An 18,791-nucleotide genomic window follows, 5' to 3' on the forward strand; every position below is an offset into this window, starting at 1 on the left:
CGTTTTCTCCTTTTTCATCTCTACAGCTGCTGGTTTCCATCAAAAAACCGTTTGGACATGCGCCCAAACGGTTTGAGAGAGTCTTGCTTGAGAAGAGGGCCTTTTTTTATTAGTGAAGGACCCCCCTATCAGCTTGCCTTGATTCTTTAGACAACCTGAAACCTCCCGGATGCTTTCAAAGCTCGGAGAAGCAATCCTGCTCGCCAGAGAAGCCTGTTTCCATTCGGAGCGACTAGCGAAGTCCCACCCAGCGGAGCAGTGATCCCGAGGAAACAGAATCGCAACCTATGAATTCACTCCGTAGCTGCGCACCGTTTTGCGATTCCCTCGGGATCATTGCGGAGCGGACAGTCCCCGCTTCCGTGCAGGACGAAGACCGGAGCGTAGAATGGAAACAGGCTTCTCTCCACCGCAGCCGCTTTCAAGTCATCCCAGTCTGGCTAACATTTTCAGCAAACGAACCGCCATACAAGTCAAAAAGCAAACGCCGGCTAAGAAACAATCAACCCCAAATCCTGCGCTTTCAGCAAAGCCTGCGTACGGGAAGAAACCCCCAGCTTTCCGTAAATGCGATTCAAATATACCTTCACCGTCCCCACGGTTAAATCAAGCTCTGCCGCGATTTGTTGATTCGTTGCCCCCTGTCCCACCAGTCCGAGAATGACGATCTCCCGCTGGGTCAGCGGCTCCGGGAACCCGGGGGCTTGAAGGCTGCCAGCTTGCGGTTTCCCGGTGGCGAACCGATCAAGCAGATTGTTTACATAATCCCAGGAGACCCCCTCCCACTCCTGACGATTCGCTACGATTCTCCGCTGTTTCCCGTAATCCCGCAGCAAGCGGGCCATTCTTTCTCCTTCGTCCAGAAAGCTTCGGATATAGCCGTTTTGCTCCCCGAGAATCAGCGCTTCATGCAGGTGGGCGAAAGCTTGCAGGCGGTGCCCCAGCTTATGATGGACCAGCGCCTGGAGAACCGGGATTTCCACCATGCTCAACAGGCAGCCTTCGCGCTTGCCCAAAGGCTTAAGGGTTTCCAAAATGCGCAGCGCATCGGCAGTGTTCCCTTTTTCCTCCAGCAGGCGAACCAGAGTCAGATACTCCAGCTCTTTATCCAACGTCGGTTTATCCTGTGCGGACAGCTGAAGCAACTGCATGATGCGCTCCGCTCCCGATAGATTTCCTTCCAACAGATCGATCCGCGCCCGAAAAGCGTACAGAGGCTGGAGCCAGTGATATTCCGCCCAGTCTCTCACCGTGGCAATCGCTTCGTCGATCGCTTCCTTCGCCGACTCGAATTCGCCTTTCACAATCCGCAAGCGGGCCAGCGTAATCCGATTGGGGACGAGCAATCCGCCTACCTGCTTTTGAGAAGCGGTCCGTTCCACCTGTTTCAGGAGCGCAGCGCTGTCCTCCTGCTGGTCCCATTCGTAGTACCCTTCGGCGAGAGCCTGGACGACATACAGATTGATCAGGGAATCCTGCCAGCCATGAGACTGGAGAATGTCGACGAATCGCGTTCCCACTTTTTTTGTTTGCGGGGAGAGAAGACCCTTGAGGCCAAATGATGTGCGCCTGATCAGCGGTTCGCTCGTATTGAAATTCAGATTGTAAAAAAGCGGACTTTCCGGCAAGACGTCGTAGATGAGATCGGCATGGGCGAACCATTCCTCAAAGCGCCGCGTGGAGAACACGAGATTGGCTTTGACAAAAAAGATGCCGCTCAGAATTTCCTGCCGCTGCTCTGCTGTGACATCCTTTACGCTCTGTTCCAAATCGGCCAGCAACGGATCGACGCGGTCGAATTGCCCGATGACATTCAAGGTGAAGGCGTAGAGCAGAGACAGGACAGGGGAAAGCGTCCTGACGGGGTCGGGAAACGCTTCGAACCAGCGATACAGGGTGGAAAATTCGCCTCGCCTCAGCACTGTGACGATATGCTTCTCCAGCCACGTGACCGCCAGCGCATAGTCCTTGGCGAGCAAGGCGTGCTCGATCGCCTCGTCCATCATAGCGCGTTCGGCAAAATGCGAGCTTGCCCTCCGGTGAAGATCGCTCCATGTCTGCGGATGCTTGATGAGCAGTTCGCTTTGGAGAAATTCCGAAAACAAATGGTGATACCGATACCAGCTGCGCTCTTCGTTCAGCGGGAGAATAAACAGGCTCATTTTAACAATGCTCTCCAGCATGGCATGGCTGTCAGTCCTTTGCAGCACAGCATTGCAGCTTTGGTAGTCCAGCCGCTGAAGAACAGAGGTTTTCAGCAAAAAGTCGTGAATGTCCTCCGGGAGCCCGGAGATGACCTCGTGCAGCAAGTACTCGGAGATGTTTCGGTCGCACCCCGATAGTCGCTGCAGCAGGCGATCGGAGTTGGAGCTGGTCTTGAGCGATATGGCGAACAGCTGCAGCCCGGCCACCCAGCCTTCGGTAAAACCGAGCAATTTTTCCAGCTCGCTGGGAGAGAGGGACAACTGCGCTGTATCTTTGTAAAAATGATCAGCTTCTTCTGAGTTGAAGAGGAGACTGGGCGCGTCAAGCTCGTTGTATTCGCCGCGAAGTTTCCACTTTGCCGTGGAAAAAGGCAGGGCAGCGCGGCTGGACAGGTACAGATGGATGTTGCCAGGCAGGTATTCAATGAAATACGCGAGACTATCATGGATTTGCCGATTGGCGATCACATGCAAATCGTCCAGAATCAGACTGGCGTCATGCGGCAGCGAGTCAAGCTCGTTGATCATGGCGTCAATCATTGTATAGACAGAGCCGGTCGAAGACGAATCGAGCAAGGGAGTCATGCGCTCGGTCAGTTGCGAGCAACAGACAGTGGAGAGCGAGAAGACCACGTATCGCCAAAATCTGCTGAGGTCATTGTCTTTTTCATCAAGGGATACCCATGCCGCGCGGACATGTTGAGTGAAAAGCCACTGTCCCAAAAGCGTTGTTTTGCCAAAACCGGCGGGAGCGCAGATGGATGTCAGGCGGCATTTTTGACCGGCATGGAGCATCTCCAGCAAGTGTTCTCTGTTCACGGCTTTATCCTTGTAAACAGGCAGGTTGATCTTTGTTTTTAACAGCACATCGGCAGGATTAAGCATGTTCCCTCCATGCAAATGTTTTTCCAAGCGTCAACATGGACGAAAACCCCGAGTATTTCGGTTATTCCCATTATAGCCCATCTTCCCTGGGCAAAAAGAAAAACATTCCGGTCAAAATCCGGTACAGGATGTCCGCAAGCAAACCTGATGGGCTCCTGGCAAATTCGCCAGTTCGCCATACAATGGCGGGTTTTCGTTTTGCTGACGTAACACTATGGGCGTCTGTGCCATAGGCTGTTGTATGGTTCAGAAGCTGAGGTGATGATGTGAGACTTCCGTATAACATGCCTGACTTCCTTGGGGCCTTGCTATCCATCGCGATCGGAATCGCCGTCAGCCTGGAGGCCTGCCGCCTGCAAGCGTATTCCCCTTCGACGTATGTCGGGGACCACACGCTGCCTGCTGTCCTGGGGATATTGCTCATTGTGCTTGGGGCGGGATTGCTGTTTCATTCCTTTCGAGACAAAAAAGAAGAGAGGAAGACCGATGCAGAGGGAGGCTTCCAGCGAAAGAGCGTGCTCCCCTGTCTTCTTGTGCTGCTTGGATACGGGCTGGCAATTGACTTGCTGGGCTATGTGCTGGCGACCTTTCTGGCGTCTATTGCCCTGTTCCGCATCATCGGCTCGTACAAGTGGAGCAGCTCCATCGCGATGGCAATTGTCCTGACGGGGTGCTTGTACGCGGTTTTCATCGTTTGGCTGAAGATTGCGTTTCCGACCGGATTCTTCTTTTGAAAGGTTGCTGCTTATGGATACCTTGCATCTTCTGCTTTCCGGCTTTGCGGAGGCCTTGACGCTGGAAAATGTGCTGATGGCTGCCATCGGAGCCCTGGTGGGCACTTTCGTGGGCGTGCTGCCGGGACTGGGGCCTACATCGGCCATCGCCATCCTGCTTCCGGTGACGGCTGTTCTCGAACCTACACAGGGAATCATCATGCTGGCCGGCATCTACTACGGAGCAATGTACGGAGGCTCCACAACAGCGATTTTGCTGAACATTCCCGGAGAGCTTTCGTCTGTGCCGACCTGTCTGGACGGGTACCCCCTGGCGAAGCAGGGGAAAGGCGGACCGGCGCTGGGCATCTCGGCGATCGGTTCGTTTGTGGCCGGAACCATGGGCGTGATCGGGCTCGCCTTTTTCGCTCCCGTACTGGCGGATCAAGCGCTCAAGTTTGGTCCGCCCGAATACCTGGCCTTGATGGTGCTGGCGTTGACATTGATGGTCAGCCTCTCCGGAGGTTCCTTTCTCAAGGCGTTTATGATGGGTGCGTTCGGCTACGCGTTGTCACTGATCGGGCTGGGTCCTTCCACGGGAGTTCCCCGGTTTGACTACGGAAGCGCGAAGCTGGTCGGCGGCCTCGATATGATCAGCATCATCATCGGGCTGTTTGCGATCACGGAAGTATTGAAGGGAATCGAGGAAAAGCGGGTGACGACCGTGATCGGCAAACCGGGGAGCGTTTACCCGTCCAAGGCCGATCTGCGGGAAAGCGCGAAACCGATGGTGCGGGGAGGACTCGTGGGCTTTTTCCTCGGGCTTCTGCCGGGATGCTCAGCCGCCATTACGTCATTTCTCGCCTATGATCTGGAAAAAAAGGTATCGAAACATCCGGAACGGTTTGGCCATGGGGCGATGGAGGGGGTAGCGGCGCCGGAAGCGGCAAACAACGCGACGAGCAGTGCCGGTTTTATTCCCCTGTTCTCGCTGGGGATCCCTTCTTCACCGCCGCTCGCCATTCTGTTGGCGGGGTTGATGATTTACGGTCTCACGCCGGGACCAGTGCTGTTTGAGCAAAACTCCGGCTTCGTCTGGGCCGTGATCGCCTCCATGTTCATCGGAAATGCAATGCTCCTCGTGCTCAATTTGCCCATGGTCTGGCTATGGGTCAAATTGACGAGAGTGCCGTATGGAATTATGGCTCCGATCATTTTGATCTTTTGCACCATCGGGGCTTATTCGGTCAGAAACAGCATGTTTGACGTCTTTGTCGCCTTTCTTTTCGGCGGGCTCGGGTACTTGTTTTCCAAATATAAATGGCCTGTGGTCCCGCTCGTGCTCTGCTTTATCCTCGGACCGCTCCTGGAGGAGTCCCTCATTCAGACGACGGCCATGTCAGAGCAAGGGCTGGCGATTGTCCTTCAGCGCCCGATCTCATCGGTGATCCTGTTTGCGGCGGCAGGTTTGCTCGTCATTTCTCTCTTGCTGAATCGGCGGACGCAAAAAAGGGTGCGGGAAGAGCGGGAGCGGGGAATAGACGTCAGCTAGATACACATGTACGGGAGGAATCTTGTTTGAAAACAGCCCACATTTGGTTTCGCGTCGCTTTTTCCCTCTTGATCGCAGTTGCCACAGCGGCTTGCGGCGCCGGGAAGGCTCAGCAGCCCGCAGCCTCGCCCCCGGCCACTCTCCAGTCCTCAGCCGCCGAACAATCAGCTGGCCAGACGGAAACGGCCTACCCGACGAGACAGGTGGAATACATCGTCCCTTATTCGGCAGGCGGCGGGGTAGACCTGGTGGCCCGCGCCGCTGCCGATTACTTGAGCAGGGAGTGGGGCCAGCCGATCGTCGTGGTCAACAAGCCGGGCGGCGGCGGAACAGTAGGAGCGGAATACGCGTTGAAACAGGCAAAGCCGGACGGCTATACCGTGTTGGCCGTCAATGTTTCCAACACGACGATGCTGACTGCCGGGATGAAGCGCGCCCTGATCACCAGCGAGGACCAAATCTATACCGCTCGTATCGGGAAAGGGACGATGGCCTTTGCGGTGAAGGAAGATGCCCCATGGAACGATTTTCATTCCTTCTCCCAATGGGCGAAGGAACATCCCGATCAATTGACCTGGACATCAGTGGGTCCAGCAGGCTTTTCCGCCTTTGCCGCAGCCCAATGGCTTGATACAATCAAGGCGGACTTTTCCAAGACGCGCATGATCGTGACAAAAGGGGCGTCCGACTCTGTACCAAAGGTAGCGGGCGGCCACGCTGTCGTGGCTATCCATACGATCGGAGAAATCAATCCCATGCTGCAAGCGAAGAAAGTGAAGATTCTCGCCGTCGGCGGTACGGAGAGAAGTCCATTTCTACCCGATGTTCCCACCGCAAAGGAGCAAGGCATCGACGGCTTAAATGTTTTCTGGTGGACGGGTGTGTCCTTCCCTAAAGGAACTCCGGAAGCAGTCATCAAGAAGTGGGAGACTGCTGTCGCCAAGATGACCAGCGACGCCGATTTCGTGAAGAAGCTGCACGACCTGCAGGTGGAGCCAGCCTACGCGGATTCGGCCCGGTTTACCGCTGATGTCGAGAAGGAGACGCGGTATTACACTGATCTGGCAACAAAGAGCAATATCAGAAAATGAATCAACGCTGCTGGCGACAGCAGCTTGATCCGTTTCAATGCATAGGCTGTGCGTTGTTTTCGGGAAAAACGGCAAAGCAGTCTAACAGACTCCTCTTCACCGCAGCCGCTTTCTTGTTAGTGGATGGACAGGCTTCTGGTGGAGGAGATGAAAAAGGAGAAAACGGCTCCAGGTTCGGTGGGACACTGCATGGGGGCTGGACTGTCCGGCTGCATTCCAAAAGCAGCCTGCTCGAGGAAGCGTCTCAGAGTTGGACGCTAAAGGCGTGTTTTGCTTTTGGAATGCAGCCTGGGAAGTGTCCCAAAGACCTTCGTCGTTTTCTCCTTTTTCATCTCTACAGCTGTTGGTGTTCCCCCCCCCCAAAAAAACGTTTGGAATAGCCCGAACGGTTGAGTGAGCCTTGCTTAGCGGAGAGGGCTTGGCTTACGTTTCATAGCGAAAGAATCCCTTCTCAGCTTCCTGTGATAAGGTTTGCCGTGAGCCTAAGACACCCTGAGTTATCCGCATGTTTTTAAAAGCTCGCAGAAGCAGTCCTGCTCGCCAGAGAAGCCTGTTTCCATTCGGAGCGACTAGCGAAGTCCAGCCCAGCTCCGCAGTGAGCCCGAGGGAACAGAATCGCAACCTATGAATTCACTCCGTAGCTGCGCGCCGTTTTGCGATTCCCTCGGGGTCGCTGCGGAGCGGGCAGTCTCGGCTCCCGTGCAGGACGAAGACCGGAGCGTAGAATGGAAACAGGCTTCTCCCCACCGCAGCCGCTTCCTTGTTAGTGGATGGACAGGCTTTGGTGGAGGAGATGAAAAAGGAGAAAACGGCTCCAGGTTCGGTGGGACACTGCATGGGGGCTGGACTGTCCGGCTGCATTCCAAAAGCAAAACCGCGTCCAAAAGCAGCTGGCTCGGAGAAGCGTTTCAGAGTTGGACGCTAAAAGCGTGTTTTGCTTTTTCCATTCCGCCTGGGAGGTGTCCCAAAGACCTTCGCCGTTTTCTCCTTTTTCATCTCTACAGCTGTTGGTGTTCCCCCCAAAAAAAACGTTTGGGCTATGCCCGAACAGTTGAGAGAGCCTTGCTAGCAAAGAAGGCTTACGTTTCATAGCGAAAGAATCCCTTCTCAGCTTCCTGGGATAAGGTTTGCCGTGAACCTTAGACAACCTGAGTTATCCCGCACGCTTTTTAAAGCTCGATGATTCATCTCCGGTTCGCCAGAGAAGTCTGTTTCCAGTCGGAGCGACTAGCGAAGTCCAGCCCAGCGGACAGTCTCGGCTCCCGTGCAGGACGAAGACCGGAGCGTAGAATGGAAACAGGCTTCTCCCCACCGCAGCCGCTTCCTTGTCAGTGGATGGACAGGCTTTGGTGGAGGAGATGAAAAAGGAGAAAACGGCTCCAGGTTCGGTGGGCCACTGCGAGGGGGCTGGACTGTCCGGCTGCATTCCAAAAGCAAAACCGCGTCCAAAAGCAGCTGGCTCGGAGAAGCGTTTCAGAGTTGGACGCTAAAAGCGTGTTTTGCTTTTTCCATTCCGCCTGGGAGGTGTCCCAAAGACCTTCGCCGTTTTCTCCTTTTTCATCTCTACAGCTGCTGGTTTCCATCAAACGAAAAAACCGTTCGGACATAGCCCGAGCGGTTAAGAGAGTTCTTGCTAGCGAAGAGGGCTAACGTTTCATAGCGAAAGAATCCCTTCTCAGCTTCCTGCGATAAGGTTTGCCGTGAACCTTAGACAACCTGATTATCCCGCACGCTTTTTAAAGCTCGATGATTCATCTCCGGTTCGCCGGAGAAGCCTGTTTCCATTCGGAGCGACTAGCGAAGTCCAGCCCAGCTCCGCAGCGACCCCGAGGGAACAGAATCGCAACCTATGAATTCCCTTCGGAGCTGCGCGCCGTTTTGCGATTCCCTCGGGGTCGCTGCGGAGCGGACAGTCTGCGCTCCCGTGCAGGACGAAGACCGGAGCGTAGAATGGAAACAGGCTTCTCCCCACCGCAGCCGCTTCCTTGTTAGTGGATGGACAGGCGTCTCTTCCCCGCAGCCGCTGAAAAAGGCAGGGCGCTCCAGGGCACTCAACCGAGAGTGTCCTTTTGCGTTCCACCTGTTTTCCGTAAACCTCCACAGTTTTTCCCCCACTTTTCCACAGTTCTCAAAAACAAATCAAAATTTCCCCGACTACACTAAAGCTGTGCCTAGGTACAAGACAAGAAATCGAGAAGGGTGGATGACTATGTTTAACAAAGCAAAAGTGGGAATCGCACTGGGAGCGCTGGCTGCCGTACTGAGTGCAGGAACGATGAACGGTGTATACGCTGCAACCAACGATCAGGCAACGTCTGTGGAAGCTGTCAAAAAAGCTGATCAACATAAAGGAAACATGGTATGGATCAAAAGCTTCAAGGGAGGCGAAGGAAAAGGCTTTTTCAAGGTAAAAGGGCTGGATCAGAACGAAGACCTGTTGAAGCTTCTGGACCTTTCCGCTGACGAATTGAAAGCAGAGCTGAAGGCCGGCAAATCTCTCGCAGACGTTGCCAAAGAACAAGGCGTGTCCGTAGAGAATGTCGTCAAACTGATCGCGGAGCAGGAGGAAGCGCAGCTGGCTGAGGCTGTGAAGGTAGGCAAGCTGACTCAGCAGCAGGCGGATAAGATGAAGGAAAACGCCGCTGAGCGCATTCAAAAAATGGTGGAAAGCACGCATCAGGACAAAGGCTTTGGGCCCCGCGGCTTCGTCTTCTTCAAAAGCGAAGAGCTGCTGAAGCTGCTTGATCTCTCTCAAGAAGAGCTGGAAACAGAGCTGAAGGCCGGCAAATCTCTCGCAGATGTAGCCAAAGCCCAGGGCGTATCCGTAGAGGATGTCGTCAGCCTGATCGTCAAACAGCAGGAGGAGCAGCTGGCTGCGGCCGTGAAGGCAGGCAAGCTGACTCAGCAGCAGGCGGACAAAATGAGTGAAAACGCGGCTGAGCGCGTACAAAAAATGGTGGAAAGCACGCATCAGGACAAAGGCTTCGGCCCGCGCGTCTTCGGTTTCTTCAAAAGCGAAGAGCTGCTGAAGCTGCTCGATCTCACTGCCGAGGAGCTTCAGACAGAGCTGAAAGCAGGCAAATCGCTGGCGGAAATCGCCGAAGCGCAGGGAGTGGATACGGATGAAGTGGCCGCTCTTTTGACAAAACAGCGCGCTAACCAGCTGTCCGAGGCAGTCAAGGCGGGTAAAATCACCCAGGAGCAGGCAGACAAGCTTCAGGCTGATCTGGAACAATCCATCCAAAAACAGCTTGATCACAAACGGGGCGACGAGCCGAAGAAAGTCGTTGTAGAAGACTAAGCGTTCTTCTCTCTATACAACATGAGCAGTTTCGGGCAGGTGAATCGATCACCTGCCTTTTTCAAATCTTTTTCAAAAAAAGACGTGCTTTCATTAGACCCAAAGATCGAATTGGAAGAGACAGGGATTTTTCGGGCAGGCTGAAAAAGCTCTCCAACATCTTCCGGCCTTCGTGGAAGCTGAAAACAGCGGGCATTGAAAAATAGAATAGTATAATGAATAGATAACGTGGAGAGGGGTGGCATTCTTCGGGTGCCACCTTTCTGAAGCATCAGGAGGTGTGACGATGCGGATTCTGGCAGTAGAAGATGAACGCGCGTTGCTGGAAGCGGTGTGCGGCGTTCTGCAAGAGGAGGGCTATCAGGTGGACACGGCCGAGCGGGGAGACGAAGGGCTGCTGCTTGCCGAGCGCGGCATCTACGACTTGCTCATTTTGGACATCATGATGCCCGGACTGGATGGCGTATCGCTCGTGAAAAGGCTGCGGGCAAAGGGACAGCTGACGCCGGTTCTGCTTCTCACAGCAAAAGACAGCGTAGAGTCGCGGGTCGAAGGCCTGGACGCGGGGGCCGATGACTACCTGGTCAAGCCTTTTGCCGTGGAGGAATTGCTGGCGCGTACGCGAGCGCTGCTGAGAAGGAACGGAAAGTATACGGCCGACGGGGAAGTAACCTACGGTCCGATTTCGCTGAAGACAAATGAACATGACGGCTACGTGGGCGAGCATCCGTTGAAGCTGACCGGAAAGGAGTACGATTTGCTGCAGTACTTTCTCCACAACCGGGAGCAAATTTTGACCCGCGATCAAATATTCGACAGAATTTGGGGGATCGATTCGGAGGCAAACTACGGAATCGTCGACCTGTACGTGCACTATTTGCGCAAGAAGCTGGCTGAACACAGGTGCGACAACTACATCCGGACGATCCGCAATGTCGGCTACATTTTGAAGGGACAAAAGGAGAATGTTTAAAAAGACTAGGATTCGCCTGGTTATTTTGAATACGATTGTGTTTGTGCTGCTCTTGAACGCACTCGGAAGCGCACTCTACTTCTCCATCCAGTACCGCCTGTTTTCGCAGGTGGACAGAGAGCTGGTCCGATCAGGTAAATGGTTCGCGCAGGCGCCTCCTCCGTTCCTGAAGCCGGAGCGCAAACGGCTGGCCGATGTCGACAGGCGCATCGTCTTTTTGCTGTGGGACGACCGTGGGGGGCTGATCAGCAAGGATTACGGCGAATCGCTGGAAAACGATGAGCTGAACCTGTTTCGCCCCGCTGACCGGCGCAAGGAGATCGAAAATGTAACGGTCGGCGGGCAGATGTACCGGGTTTATACGATGTCTTCGGACAAGCGCGTCATCGACCGCGGCTTCATCCGAAGCGTCAGCCACATCCAGCTGATCTACAACCTGGAGCCGGAGATGAAGATGCTGGATACGCTCCTCTACGTGCTCGGGATTGGCGGACTTGCCGGCATCCTGATCGCGCTGTTTGCGGGTCTGTTTTTGGCCAAGCGGGCGCTTGTCCCGATCCAGCTGTCCTGGGAAAAGCAGCAGCAGTTTATTGCGGACGCCTCGCATGAGCTGCGGACGCCGCTTTCCGTGATCCTGGTTAATCTGGAGAGGCTGTTTCGCTCTCCGGAGCGGACGATTGAGGAGGAGAGCGAGCACATTATGGTCAGCATCCAGGAGACCAAACGCCTGAACAAGCTAGTCGGCGATCTCCTGACCCTGGCCCGTTCCGACTCTAATGAGCTGCAAATCCTAAAGCAGAAGGTAGCCATGGACGAGCTGGTCAAAAATAGCGTCCACACGTTCCGGCAGCTGGCTGTTGTCCGCGGCATCGAGATCGAGACGGACATTCAGCATCCGCTGGAGCTGAGCGGGGACCAAGAGCGGATTCAGCAGCTGCTCGTCATTTTGCTCGACAACGCGCTCAAATACTCCAACGAGCAAGGAAGGATTACAGTGAGCTGCAAACGGGAGGGGCAGGGCATAAGCCTTATCGTGAAAGACAACGGGATCGGGATCGCCAAGGAAGACATTCCGTACGTCTTCGACCGCTTTTTCCGCGCGGACAAGATGCGCTCCCGCCAAACGGACGGAACGGGACTGGGACTGTCCATCGCCAAGTGGATCGTCGACGCCCACGGCGGGAGAATCCGCGCAGAGAGCGAGGAAGGCAAAGGGACCGCCTTTACCGTCTGGCTGCCGGCCAGACACAGCTGACGAGAATGGCTATTGGCTGTCAACCTGGTGCGCCGGCCTTCGCATCATTTCCCGACGTTCAAACCCGTACTGCTCATAAAGACTGTGGGCGTCCCGGGTACCCAGCAACATATTGGTGTGCCGGACGGCGGGGTGATCGACCAGCACCTCCATCAGCCATTTGCCCAGACCTTTGCCGCGGTGCTCCGGGTGAATGATGACATCGCAGACCCAGGTAAAGGTGGCCCCGTCTGTCACTGCCCGCAAAAAGCCGACCTGACGTCCTTCCAGATAAACACCCAGGCACAGGGAAGCCGGGGATTCGATGCTTCGAGCAACGGTTTCGCGGCTTCTTTCATTCGCCCAATAGCTGGTCTTCAGCAGGGCAAAAACAGTGTCGATCTCGATGAAAGCTTTCTGATCGCAAATTGCATAGGGGAAGCTGTCGCGCGTCCATTCCATTTTGTATCTCTCCTGCCGGTGTGGATTGGTTCGTTTCCATACTATAATAGATATACAATAGACGGAAAACGGGGAGTTTTCTCATCTGTGCCCATACAGACCAGGGGGGAAGAGAATGTCGACGAGGTATGAACAGGTGGTTGCAGCCATCAAACGCCAATTACAGACGGGCCAAATCAAGCCAGGCGGCAAGCTCCCTTCGATCAGGGAGACGGCTGTATGCTACGCCTGCGGAAAAAATACGGCGATTCGGGCCATGCAGGAGCTGGAGTGCCATTTCCGCAGCAACAACCTCAAGTTTTTTTATACGGTACCGCGTTATCACAATCCGCTTGGGACTAGTCTGTCGCAAGAGCAGAAGAGAAAGATCGCCCGGCTCGCAGAAAAGTATGACGTCTATGTCGTCGAGGACGACTATTTGGCGGACATGGAGATAAAGCGAAAGGAAGACCCGCTGTATAGCTTCGACTCCTCCGGGCATACCGTCTACCTCAAGAGCTTTTCCAAAATCATGCTGCCGGGACTTCGCCTGGCGACAGCAGTCCTGCCCGAAGCTCTGCTGGAGACGTTTCGGCTGTTTAAAGCCTCCTGCGATTCCAGCACGGCAACGATGTCGCAGGCCGCTTTGGAAATCTATCTGAGCTGCGGCATGTACGACCGCCACGCGGCCCATGTCCGCCACATCTACCACGAGCGGATGAGGGCTTTGCGCCAGGCATGCGAACGCTACTTGCCGGAAAGCTGCGGCTACAGCGTCTCGGAGAGCGGCATTTTCCTGCATGTGACGTTTCCTGCGGACTTTCCGCTGGACGATCTCGTACATTCGTTAAAGCAGCAGAAAATACTGGTTACCCCCTCCGAGAGGTGTTTCCTACGGACTTTCCCCCGGGTGAATGGGATACGGCTCAGCATTATCCGAACGGATGAAACACAGATTGTCAGGGGTATCCGCCTGATCGCCGAGGGTGTACATGCGCTTTTGCAAAAGCAGGCCCTGCGGCAAGAAAGGGTTATCGACTGGATATGAGAGAGGATAGATAGAGGCACTGCTCAGTCATGCGACAGCTTGTTTCCATAAGGAACAAGCTTTTTATTTGTGTATAAATAATTTGTATACAAACTTTTTGTGTACAAATCGTATGGGCGTATGTTATTCTTTTCAAAAAGTTTCGGGAATGAACGGGAGGTTATCATGGAGCGAATCGAAGACTGCTTTGGCTTTTTGTTGGGAAAGGCGTACCAGAAGGTTTTCCAGCTGGAAAAAGCGCGCTTGAGCGCCTACGGGGTCACGCCGGTGCAGTTTGTTTTGCTGCACGTGCTTTGGGAGAAGGATGGACAGAAAGGCGTGGAATTGGGCAGCCGGCTTCGCCTGGATGGAGCGACGATTACAGGCCTTTTGGATCGGCTGGAGCAGATGGGCTTGATCGAGCGCAGGCCGTCTTTGAACGACCGCCGGACGAATCTGATTTACCTGACGCCTCGTGGACGTGAATTGGAAAAGCCGCTGAACGAGATCAGCGACGAGGTAAACCGAGAGGCGATGTCCATTTTTCGGGAAGAAGAGATTGCCGTGTTGAAAAGCATGCTGACCAGGCTCGGATTGGAGCAAGAAGCGTAGGCCGCCGCTTGGCATGGCATGTTCGCCGAGCGGACTGGCCTGCCGGCCTGACGGAAAGGCAATGGGCTGCTCCAAGGTCGATCGCCTGAATGACAAGGAGTCATATTTACAAGTGGGGAGAAGCGGATGAAGAGACAGATTCACTATGCTTGGATTGTATTGTTTGTCACGTTTTTGGCTTTGCTGGCTGTCCAGGGCGTTCGCCTTTCCTTCGGCGCCTTTATCGAGCCGTGGGAAACCGAATTCTCGATCGACAGGGGCACGATTTCGCTCATTTCTACGTTGAGCTTCATCGTTTACGGCATGTCCCAGCCGGTGGTGGGCAAGCTGGTCGACCGCTTTGGCGCGCGGATGATTTTGTCAGCCAGTGCGCTGCTGGTCGGGATAAGCATCGCCCTGACGTACTTTGTCACCGCGCCCTGGCAGCTGTTTTTTCTGTACGGCGTAGTCGCTTCGCTTGGAGTAGGCGGAGCGTCGAATGTGGCAGCCGCCGTTGTTGTGACAAACTGGTTCCAGGAACGGCGGGGGCTTGCTTTCGGGTTGATGGAAGCCGGCTTCAGCGTCGGGCAAATGATCGTGGTCCCAGCCTCGCTATTTTTGATTCACTGGTACGACTGGCAGATGGCTGTTGCGGTTTTGGGAGCCTTTCTGATTCTCATTGTCTTTCCGGTCCTGCTGCTTTTGCTCCGGAATCAACCTTCCGAAAAAGGAACCGAGCCGATCGGGGGCTCCAAAGCGGAAGGGACGGAAAACGAGACGGACGAGACCCCTGGCGGCCATTTGACGGAAAGCGTGTTTCGCACGCGGAAATTCTGGTTTCTGATCCTGCCGTTTTTTATCTGCGGCTTTACGACGACGGGTTTGATGGATACCCACCTGATTCCGTTCGCCCAGCTGTGCGGCTTTTCCGCGGTCGTAACCGGCTCGGCCGTCAGCCTCCTCGCGGCCTTCAACACCCTGGGAACGCTGTTGTCGGGGGTGGTCGCGGACCGCTGGAGCAATAAAAAATTGCTGGCGTTCCTGTATGCGGCGAGAGCGGCAACCATCGTTTTGCTGCTCGTGTTCGTCAGCGATCCCGAGCTTCTGATGGTATTTGTCGCGCATCCGTCTCTCTTGTTTTTGTTTTCCATATCCTTTGGCCTTGTCGACTTTGCGACGGTCGCTCCTACGCAAATGCTGGCGACGCAGTACTTCAGCAAGCAGTCGCTCGGTTTCATTGTCGGTTGGCTGTTTCTTAGCCACCAGATGGGCTCTGCGCTGGGCGCTTATTTGCCAGGACTTCTGTTTAGCCAGACGGAAACCTATCATATATCATTCTACATTGCAGTTGTTTTGCTCGGCGGAGCTGCGGTGTTGAATCTGTTGCTGCCGGAGCCGGGTAAGATGAGAATGAGCGCTTCGCAAGCGAAAAAGGTATCATGATTGAATCAGCAGAAAAGGGACTGAAGGCGATTTTTTCCCGGCCCAGCAAAAGGACGCAATCTGTTGCGGAGCGTATACAAAAGCCTCGGGATTTTTCCCAGGCTTTTTTTTGATAAGTGAGAAAGGATTCTCAAAGTTCGGCGTCAATACACAGTGAACAGACATAAATGGTCATGACCGTTCCTTGCACCGGGGACTTTGACGTGGACCGCTACGGAACACGTTACGGTGTGTTCAAAAAAGGCGAAGCTGCGCAGCGCACCTTTTTGGATGGGAGGACAATGCATGCAAGACGATCAAGCGGTCATTGAGCAGGTTCTGCAAGGTGACAAGGAAGCCTATGCTCAACTGATCGACAAATATAAGGGAAAGGTGCTTTCTCTCGTGAGACGGATGCTGGGGCATTCCGAAGCAGAGGATATCGCTCAAGAGATTTTTATGAGAGCCTATACCTGTTTACCGGATTACAGGGGGGAATGCAAATTTTCCACTTGGCTGTTTCGGATTGCTTCCAATCGCTGCATCGACGAGCTGCGAAAGCGCAAGCGGGCCCCGGTCAACGCTTCGCTGGAGACAGAGCTGGCGTGTTTTCTTACGCCGGAAGCGGCCTATTTGGAGAAGGAGCAGCATGCTTTGTTTTTTCGGCAGCTGATGGCGCTTGATAAGGACTACCGGTCCGTTTTGCTGTTGCGATACTCCCAGTCGTTAAGCTATCTGGAGATTGCGGAACGATTGTCAATCACGGTAGAAGCAGTGCAAATGCGACTGTATCGGGCACGAAAAAAGCTGAAAATCAGCCTGAGCCAGCCGCAGCCATCCGTCAAGGAAGGGAGGGACCTGTTTTGAAGTGTATGAAATCGAAGCAGCTGGAGTCTTATCTGGATGACCAGTTGAAGCCCCATGAGAGTCGTCAGCTGGAGCAGCATCTAAGCGAGTGTCTTTTATGCAGGCAGCAGTGGGAATCGTACATGGAAGAACTGGACGATTTCGATCATTGGCCGGAAGAAGTGTCCACTACCGATCCTTTTACAAGCGACATCATGAAGCAGTTAGCGCCTCTTCAACCGAAGCGGGACGCGTCGCTTCGGCCGAGGACCGGAATGCGAAATCAAGCGTCCTTTCCCATGAAGAAAAAACATACCAATTGGAAAAAAAGGAGTCTGGATATTATGAAAAAGAGCATGATCGCGGTAGCGGGGCTGACTGTCGTTATTTCACTCGGTACTTTTGTCTCCCCTACGTTTGCTGAATATGTGCAAAGCCTGTTTAAATCCGAGGATAGCGACAAAGGGATGAGCCATGCCGTTGATCAAGGCTTTGTCCAAAAGCCGGATCAGAAGTCGACCGATCAGGGAATCGCATTTGCGGCAAAAGAGGTACTGGCGGATACGATGCGGATTGCCGTCATTATCGAGGCGGTCGACCAAGCAGGAAAACAGCTTGATTTAAATACGGGTCCGCACGTAAGCAATCTCGGTTTCCGCCTGGTCGACAAGGCAGGGAAAGACATTTTCCCAGATGGTGTAGATAATTTCCACATGGAGAAGAATGGGGATTATATGATGCTCGTATATGACCTGAATCAACTGGCAGAGAAGGGAATCACACTCCCTGACGACGTGGTAATTGTTTTGGAACACAAAGAGCTGAATGGAAAGAAAGGGAAGTGGCATCTGGAAATTCCGGTCGACATGGCGAAAGCGAAGGCAGCAAGCGTAACGGCAGACATCAACAAAACATATACGTCGCCGGAAGGAGTGCAGATCAGCCTCAAGAAGATGGAATTCGCGCCAAGCGCAAGCCGTCTGACGCTGGATACCAGCCTGACGGAGGAGGCGCGTAAGCGGATTGAGAAAACGGTCAAAGAGATTGGCTTGGAAAAGAAAGACGGAAAGAGCTCTTTTGCCGAATTTATCGGATACGAGCTTGGCCAGGCCGGAACGGCCTACCAATTGATAAACGAGAAGCAGGAAGTAGTCGCAGCCTGGGATGAGCTTCTTGGCTACAAGGACCTGAGTATCGATAAAAAAATGATCAATGCCCATATATTTGAGCCGCTCAATAACAGCGAAAAGCTCACCTTTAAACTGTACGCCATTTACCTAAACGAGTTTGCCGATTTCAAAGCAGAGCTGGATGCAGCATCGCTTGCGACCAAACCGTTTACGGCAAAGGATCTGCTGGGCGGAACCTTTACGTTCCAAGAACTGGAAAAGGAAAAAGAAGCCGATGGAAGCTACACCTATCGCATCAAGGTGGATGCCAAGCTCGCCAAAGGAATCGTCGCCGCAGAATACTGGTCCGTTGTCGGTCAAGACGGAAAGCGTACAGAGATTACCTTTGAAAAGGATCGCGCAGTTTGGGGAGAGGACGGCCGAGTAACGGTCAGCGGCGTATTAAAAATTCGCAAAGTGACTGGCGATCCGCAAAAAATCACAGTTTCCTACGGAATCATGCAAAAGCAGATCCGTAATGTACAATTTGAGGTACCGATCAAGCAGTAAGGCAAGAATCAGGAATATGCAGACATAAGCTGGCTCCGCCCGTAATTAGGGCGGAACCGGCTTCCTTTTTTTGCTCTATGTCCGGGCTGCTTCAGGAAAGCATGCCAACTACTCTCGAAACCACAGCACCCCCCGCCATCTGCAAGGTATATGAAGAGCCAGACTGCCGGTTGTAACATTTCAGCGATTATGACGTCCTTTAATAAAAGGAGGGAAACGGAAATGGGGAAGATATTGGCTGTTCTGATGGTGAGCATTGTCGTTCTTGGCGGGTATTCCTATTCACAATTCAGTGAAGCCTTGACAGATCAGACAGGGAGCAGTTCAACAAGTAAAACCGCCGGTGCCGATGAAAGCCAAGCGGCGAGTGGGAGCGCAATAGCGGTTGCGGAGAAAGTCCCCGCAGACAATAACGAAATTTATTGGAGCCGGCAGGAAATTCGCAACTTGCCGAGATTGAATACGTTTATGGATCATGTCAGTCAAAAAATAAAAGATGAAGTAAAGGTTCTGACCGAAGACAAAGAAGGAGCCGCGATTGAAACTAAGCTAACCTTTAATGGAGAAACCATCCTTGTCACTGTAAACGGCGCACAGAAAACGTATGATCGAATCTTTAAGGAAGAACAGTTTAGCAAGCTTTACAATGGAACCTTCGTCAATTACATGGTCAGCCGGGAAGAGGGAAAGGAGAAGCTGCTGATCCTGCAAATTCACCCCGACCTTCAGGCTAAACAAACGTCCGGTTGAGGATGATGCGCAAGTCTGCGGGGAGGTTCAGGTCAACAGAAAAGCCGGCTCAGCCTTGATAAAGGGCGGAGCCGGCTTTCTA

General features: G+C 53.7%; 17 protein-coding genes. 14 read left to right on the top strand and 3 right to left on the bottom strand.

Annotated features, from left to right (window positions below; all coding sequences use genetic code 11):
- Positions 1-491: 491 nt before the first annotated feature.
- Positions 492-3,089, bottom strand: a complete 2,598-nt coding sequence (locus tag Q3F21_RS24910; RefSeq protein ID WP_340258917.1) for a LuxR C-terminal-related transcriptional regulator — start codon at positions 3,087-3,089, stop codon at positions 492-494.
- Between the two features lie 266 nt (positions 3,090-3,355).
- Between Q3F21_RS24910 and Q3F21_RS24915 the strand changes: the two genes are divergently transcribed.
- From Q3F21_RS24915 to Q3F21_RS24935, 5 genes are all read left to right on the top strand, one after another.
- Entirely contained in the window at positions 3,356-3,823 is a 468-nt protein-coding gene (locus Q3F21_RS24915) for a tripartite tricarboxylate transporter TctB family protein (RefSeq protein WP_340258919.1), read from the top strand.
- Between the two features lie 13 nt (positions 3,824-3,836).
- The gene (locus Q3F21_RS24920) at positions 3,837-5,354 is read left to right on the top strand and encodes a tripartite tricarboxylate transporter permease (RefSeq protein WP_340258921.1); all 1,518 of its coding nucleotides are present in this window, start codon (positions 3,837-3,839) and stop codon (positions 5,352-5,354) included.
- A 26-nt stretch (positions 5,355-5,380) separates the two neighbouring features.
- Positions 5,381-6,445, top strand: a complete 1,065-nt coding sequence (locus tag Q3F21_RS24925) for a tripartite tricarboxylate transporter substrate binding protein (protein ID WP_340258923.1) — start codon at positions 5,381-5,383, stop codon at positions 6,443-6,445.
- A gap of 793 nt (positions 6,446-7,238) precedes the next feature.
- Positions 7,239-7,370, top strand: a complete 132-nt coding sequence (locus tag Q3F21_RS24930; RefSeq protein ID WP_340258925.1) for a hypothetical protein — start codon at positions 7,239-7,241, stop codon at positions 7,368-7,370.
- A gap of 433 nt (positions 7,371-7,803) precedes the next feature.
- Positions 7,804-7,935: a hypothetical protein gene (locus Q3F21_RS24935; RefSeq protein ID WP_340258927.1), complete on the top strand. Its 132-nt coding sequence runs from the start codon at positions 7,804-7,806 to the stop codon at positions 7,933-7,935.
- 230 nt (positions 7,936-8,165) lie between these two features.
- Here Q3F21_RS24935 and Q3F21_RS24940 read toward each other — a convergent pair whose 3' ends face one another.
- Positions 8,166-8,546: a hypothetical protein gene (locus Q3F21_RS24940; protein ID WP_340258929.1), complete on the bottom strand. Its 381-nt coding sequence runs from the start codon at positions 8,544-8,546 to the stop codon at positions 8,166-8,168.
- Between the two features lie 108 nt (positions 8,547-8,654).
- Here Q3F21_RS24940 and Q3F21_RS24945 point away from each other — a divergent pair, with 108 nt between their 5' ends.
- The 3 genes from Q3F21_RS24945 to Q3F21_RS24955 all read left to right on the top strand — a co-directional run bounded on the left by Q3F21_RS24945 (position 8,655) and on the right by Q3F21_RS24955 (position 11,974).
- Complete coding sequence (locus Q3F21_RS24945; RefSeq protein ID WP_340258931.1) at positions 8,655-9,746, top strand: hypothetical protein; 1,092 nt, start codon at positions 8,655-8,657, stop codon at positions 9,744-9,746.
- Positions 9,747-10,032: 286 nt separating this feature from the next.
- Positions 10,033-10,719, top strand: a complete 687-nt coding sequence (locus tag Q3F21_RS24950) for a response regulator transcription factor (RefSeq protein ID WP_340258933.1) — start codon at positions 10,033-10,035, stop codon at positions 10,717-10,719.
- Positions 10,712-11,974, top strand: coding sequence for a sensor histidine kinase (locus tag Q3F21_RS24955; RefSeq protein WP_340258935.1), 1,263 nt, complete (start codon positions 10,712-10,714; stop codon positions 11,972-11,974). Before Q3F21_RS24950 ends, Q3F21_RS24955 begins: the two co-directional genes overlap by 8 nt.
- Positions 11,975-11,983: 9 nt before the next feature.
- On the opposite strand, the gene Q3F21_RS24960 is transcribed toward Q3F21_RS24955, so the two are convergent.
- Positions 11,984-12,415, bottom strand: a complete 432-nt coding sequence (locus Q3F21_RS24960; protein WP_340258937.1) for a GNAT family N-acetyltransferase — start codon at positions 12,413-12,415, stop codon at positions 11,984-11,986.
- A gap of 115 nt (positions 12,416-12,530) precedes the next feature.
- Here Q3F21_RS24960 and Q3F21_RS24965 point away from each other — a divergent pair, with 115 nt between their 5' ends.
- The 6 genes from Q3F21_RS24965 (at position 12,531) to Q3F21_RS24990 (ending at position 18,709) form a co-directional block, all read left to right on the top strand.
- Complete coding sequence (locus Q3F21_RS24965; RefSeq protein WP_340258939.1) at positions 12,531-13,442, top strand: aminotransferase class I/II-fold pyridoxal phosphate-dependent enzyme; 912 nt, start codon at positions 12,531-12,533, stop codon at positions 13,440-13,442.
- A gap of 165 nt (positions 13,443-13,607) precedes the next feature.
- Positions 13,608-14,033, top strand: a complete 426-nt coding sequence (locus Q3F21_RS24970; RefSeq protein ID WP_340258941.1) for a MarR family winged helix-turn-helix transcriptional regulator — start codon at positions 13,608-13,610, stop codon at positions 14,031-14,033.
- Between the two features lie 126 nt (positions 14,034-14,159).
- On the top strand, positions 14,160-15,455 hold the full coding sequence (locus Q3F21_RS24975) for an MFS transporter (protein ID WP_340258943.1): 1,296 nt from the start codon (positions 14,160-14,162) through the stop codon (positions 15,453-15,455).
- 285 nt (positions 15,456-15,740) lie between these two features.
- On the top strand, positions 15,741-16,301 hold the full coding sequence (locus Q3F21_RS24980; RefSeq protein ID WP_340258945.1) for an RNA polymerase sigma factor: 561 nt from the start codon (positions 15,741-15,743) through the stop codon (positions 16,299-16,301).
- 5 nt (positions 16,302-16,306) lie between these two features.
- On the top strand, positions 16,307-17,959 hold the full coding sequence (locus Q3F21_RS24985; protein WP_340258964.1) for a DUF4179 domain-containing protein: 1,653 nt from the start codon (positions 16,307-16,309) through the stop codon (positions 17,957-17,959).
- 222 nt (positions 17,960-18,181) lie between these two features.
- Positions 18,182-18,709, top strand: coding sequence for a DUF4362 domain-containing protein (locus Q3F21_RS24990; protein WP_340258947.1), 528 nt, complete (start codon positions 18,182-18,184; stop codon positions 18,707-18,709).
- The last annotated feature ends 82 nt before the right edge of the window (positions 18,710-18,791 follow it).

Origin of the sequence: Brevibacillus borstelensis, from assembly GCF_037834415.1 — a bacterium.
Taxonomy (GTDB): domain Bacteria; phylum Bacillota; class Bacilli; order Brevibacillales; family Brevibacillaceae; genus Brevibacillus; species Brevibacillus borstelensis_A.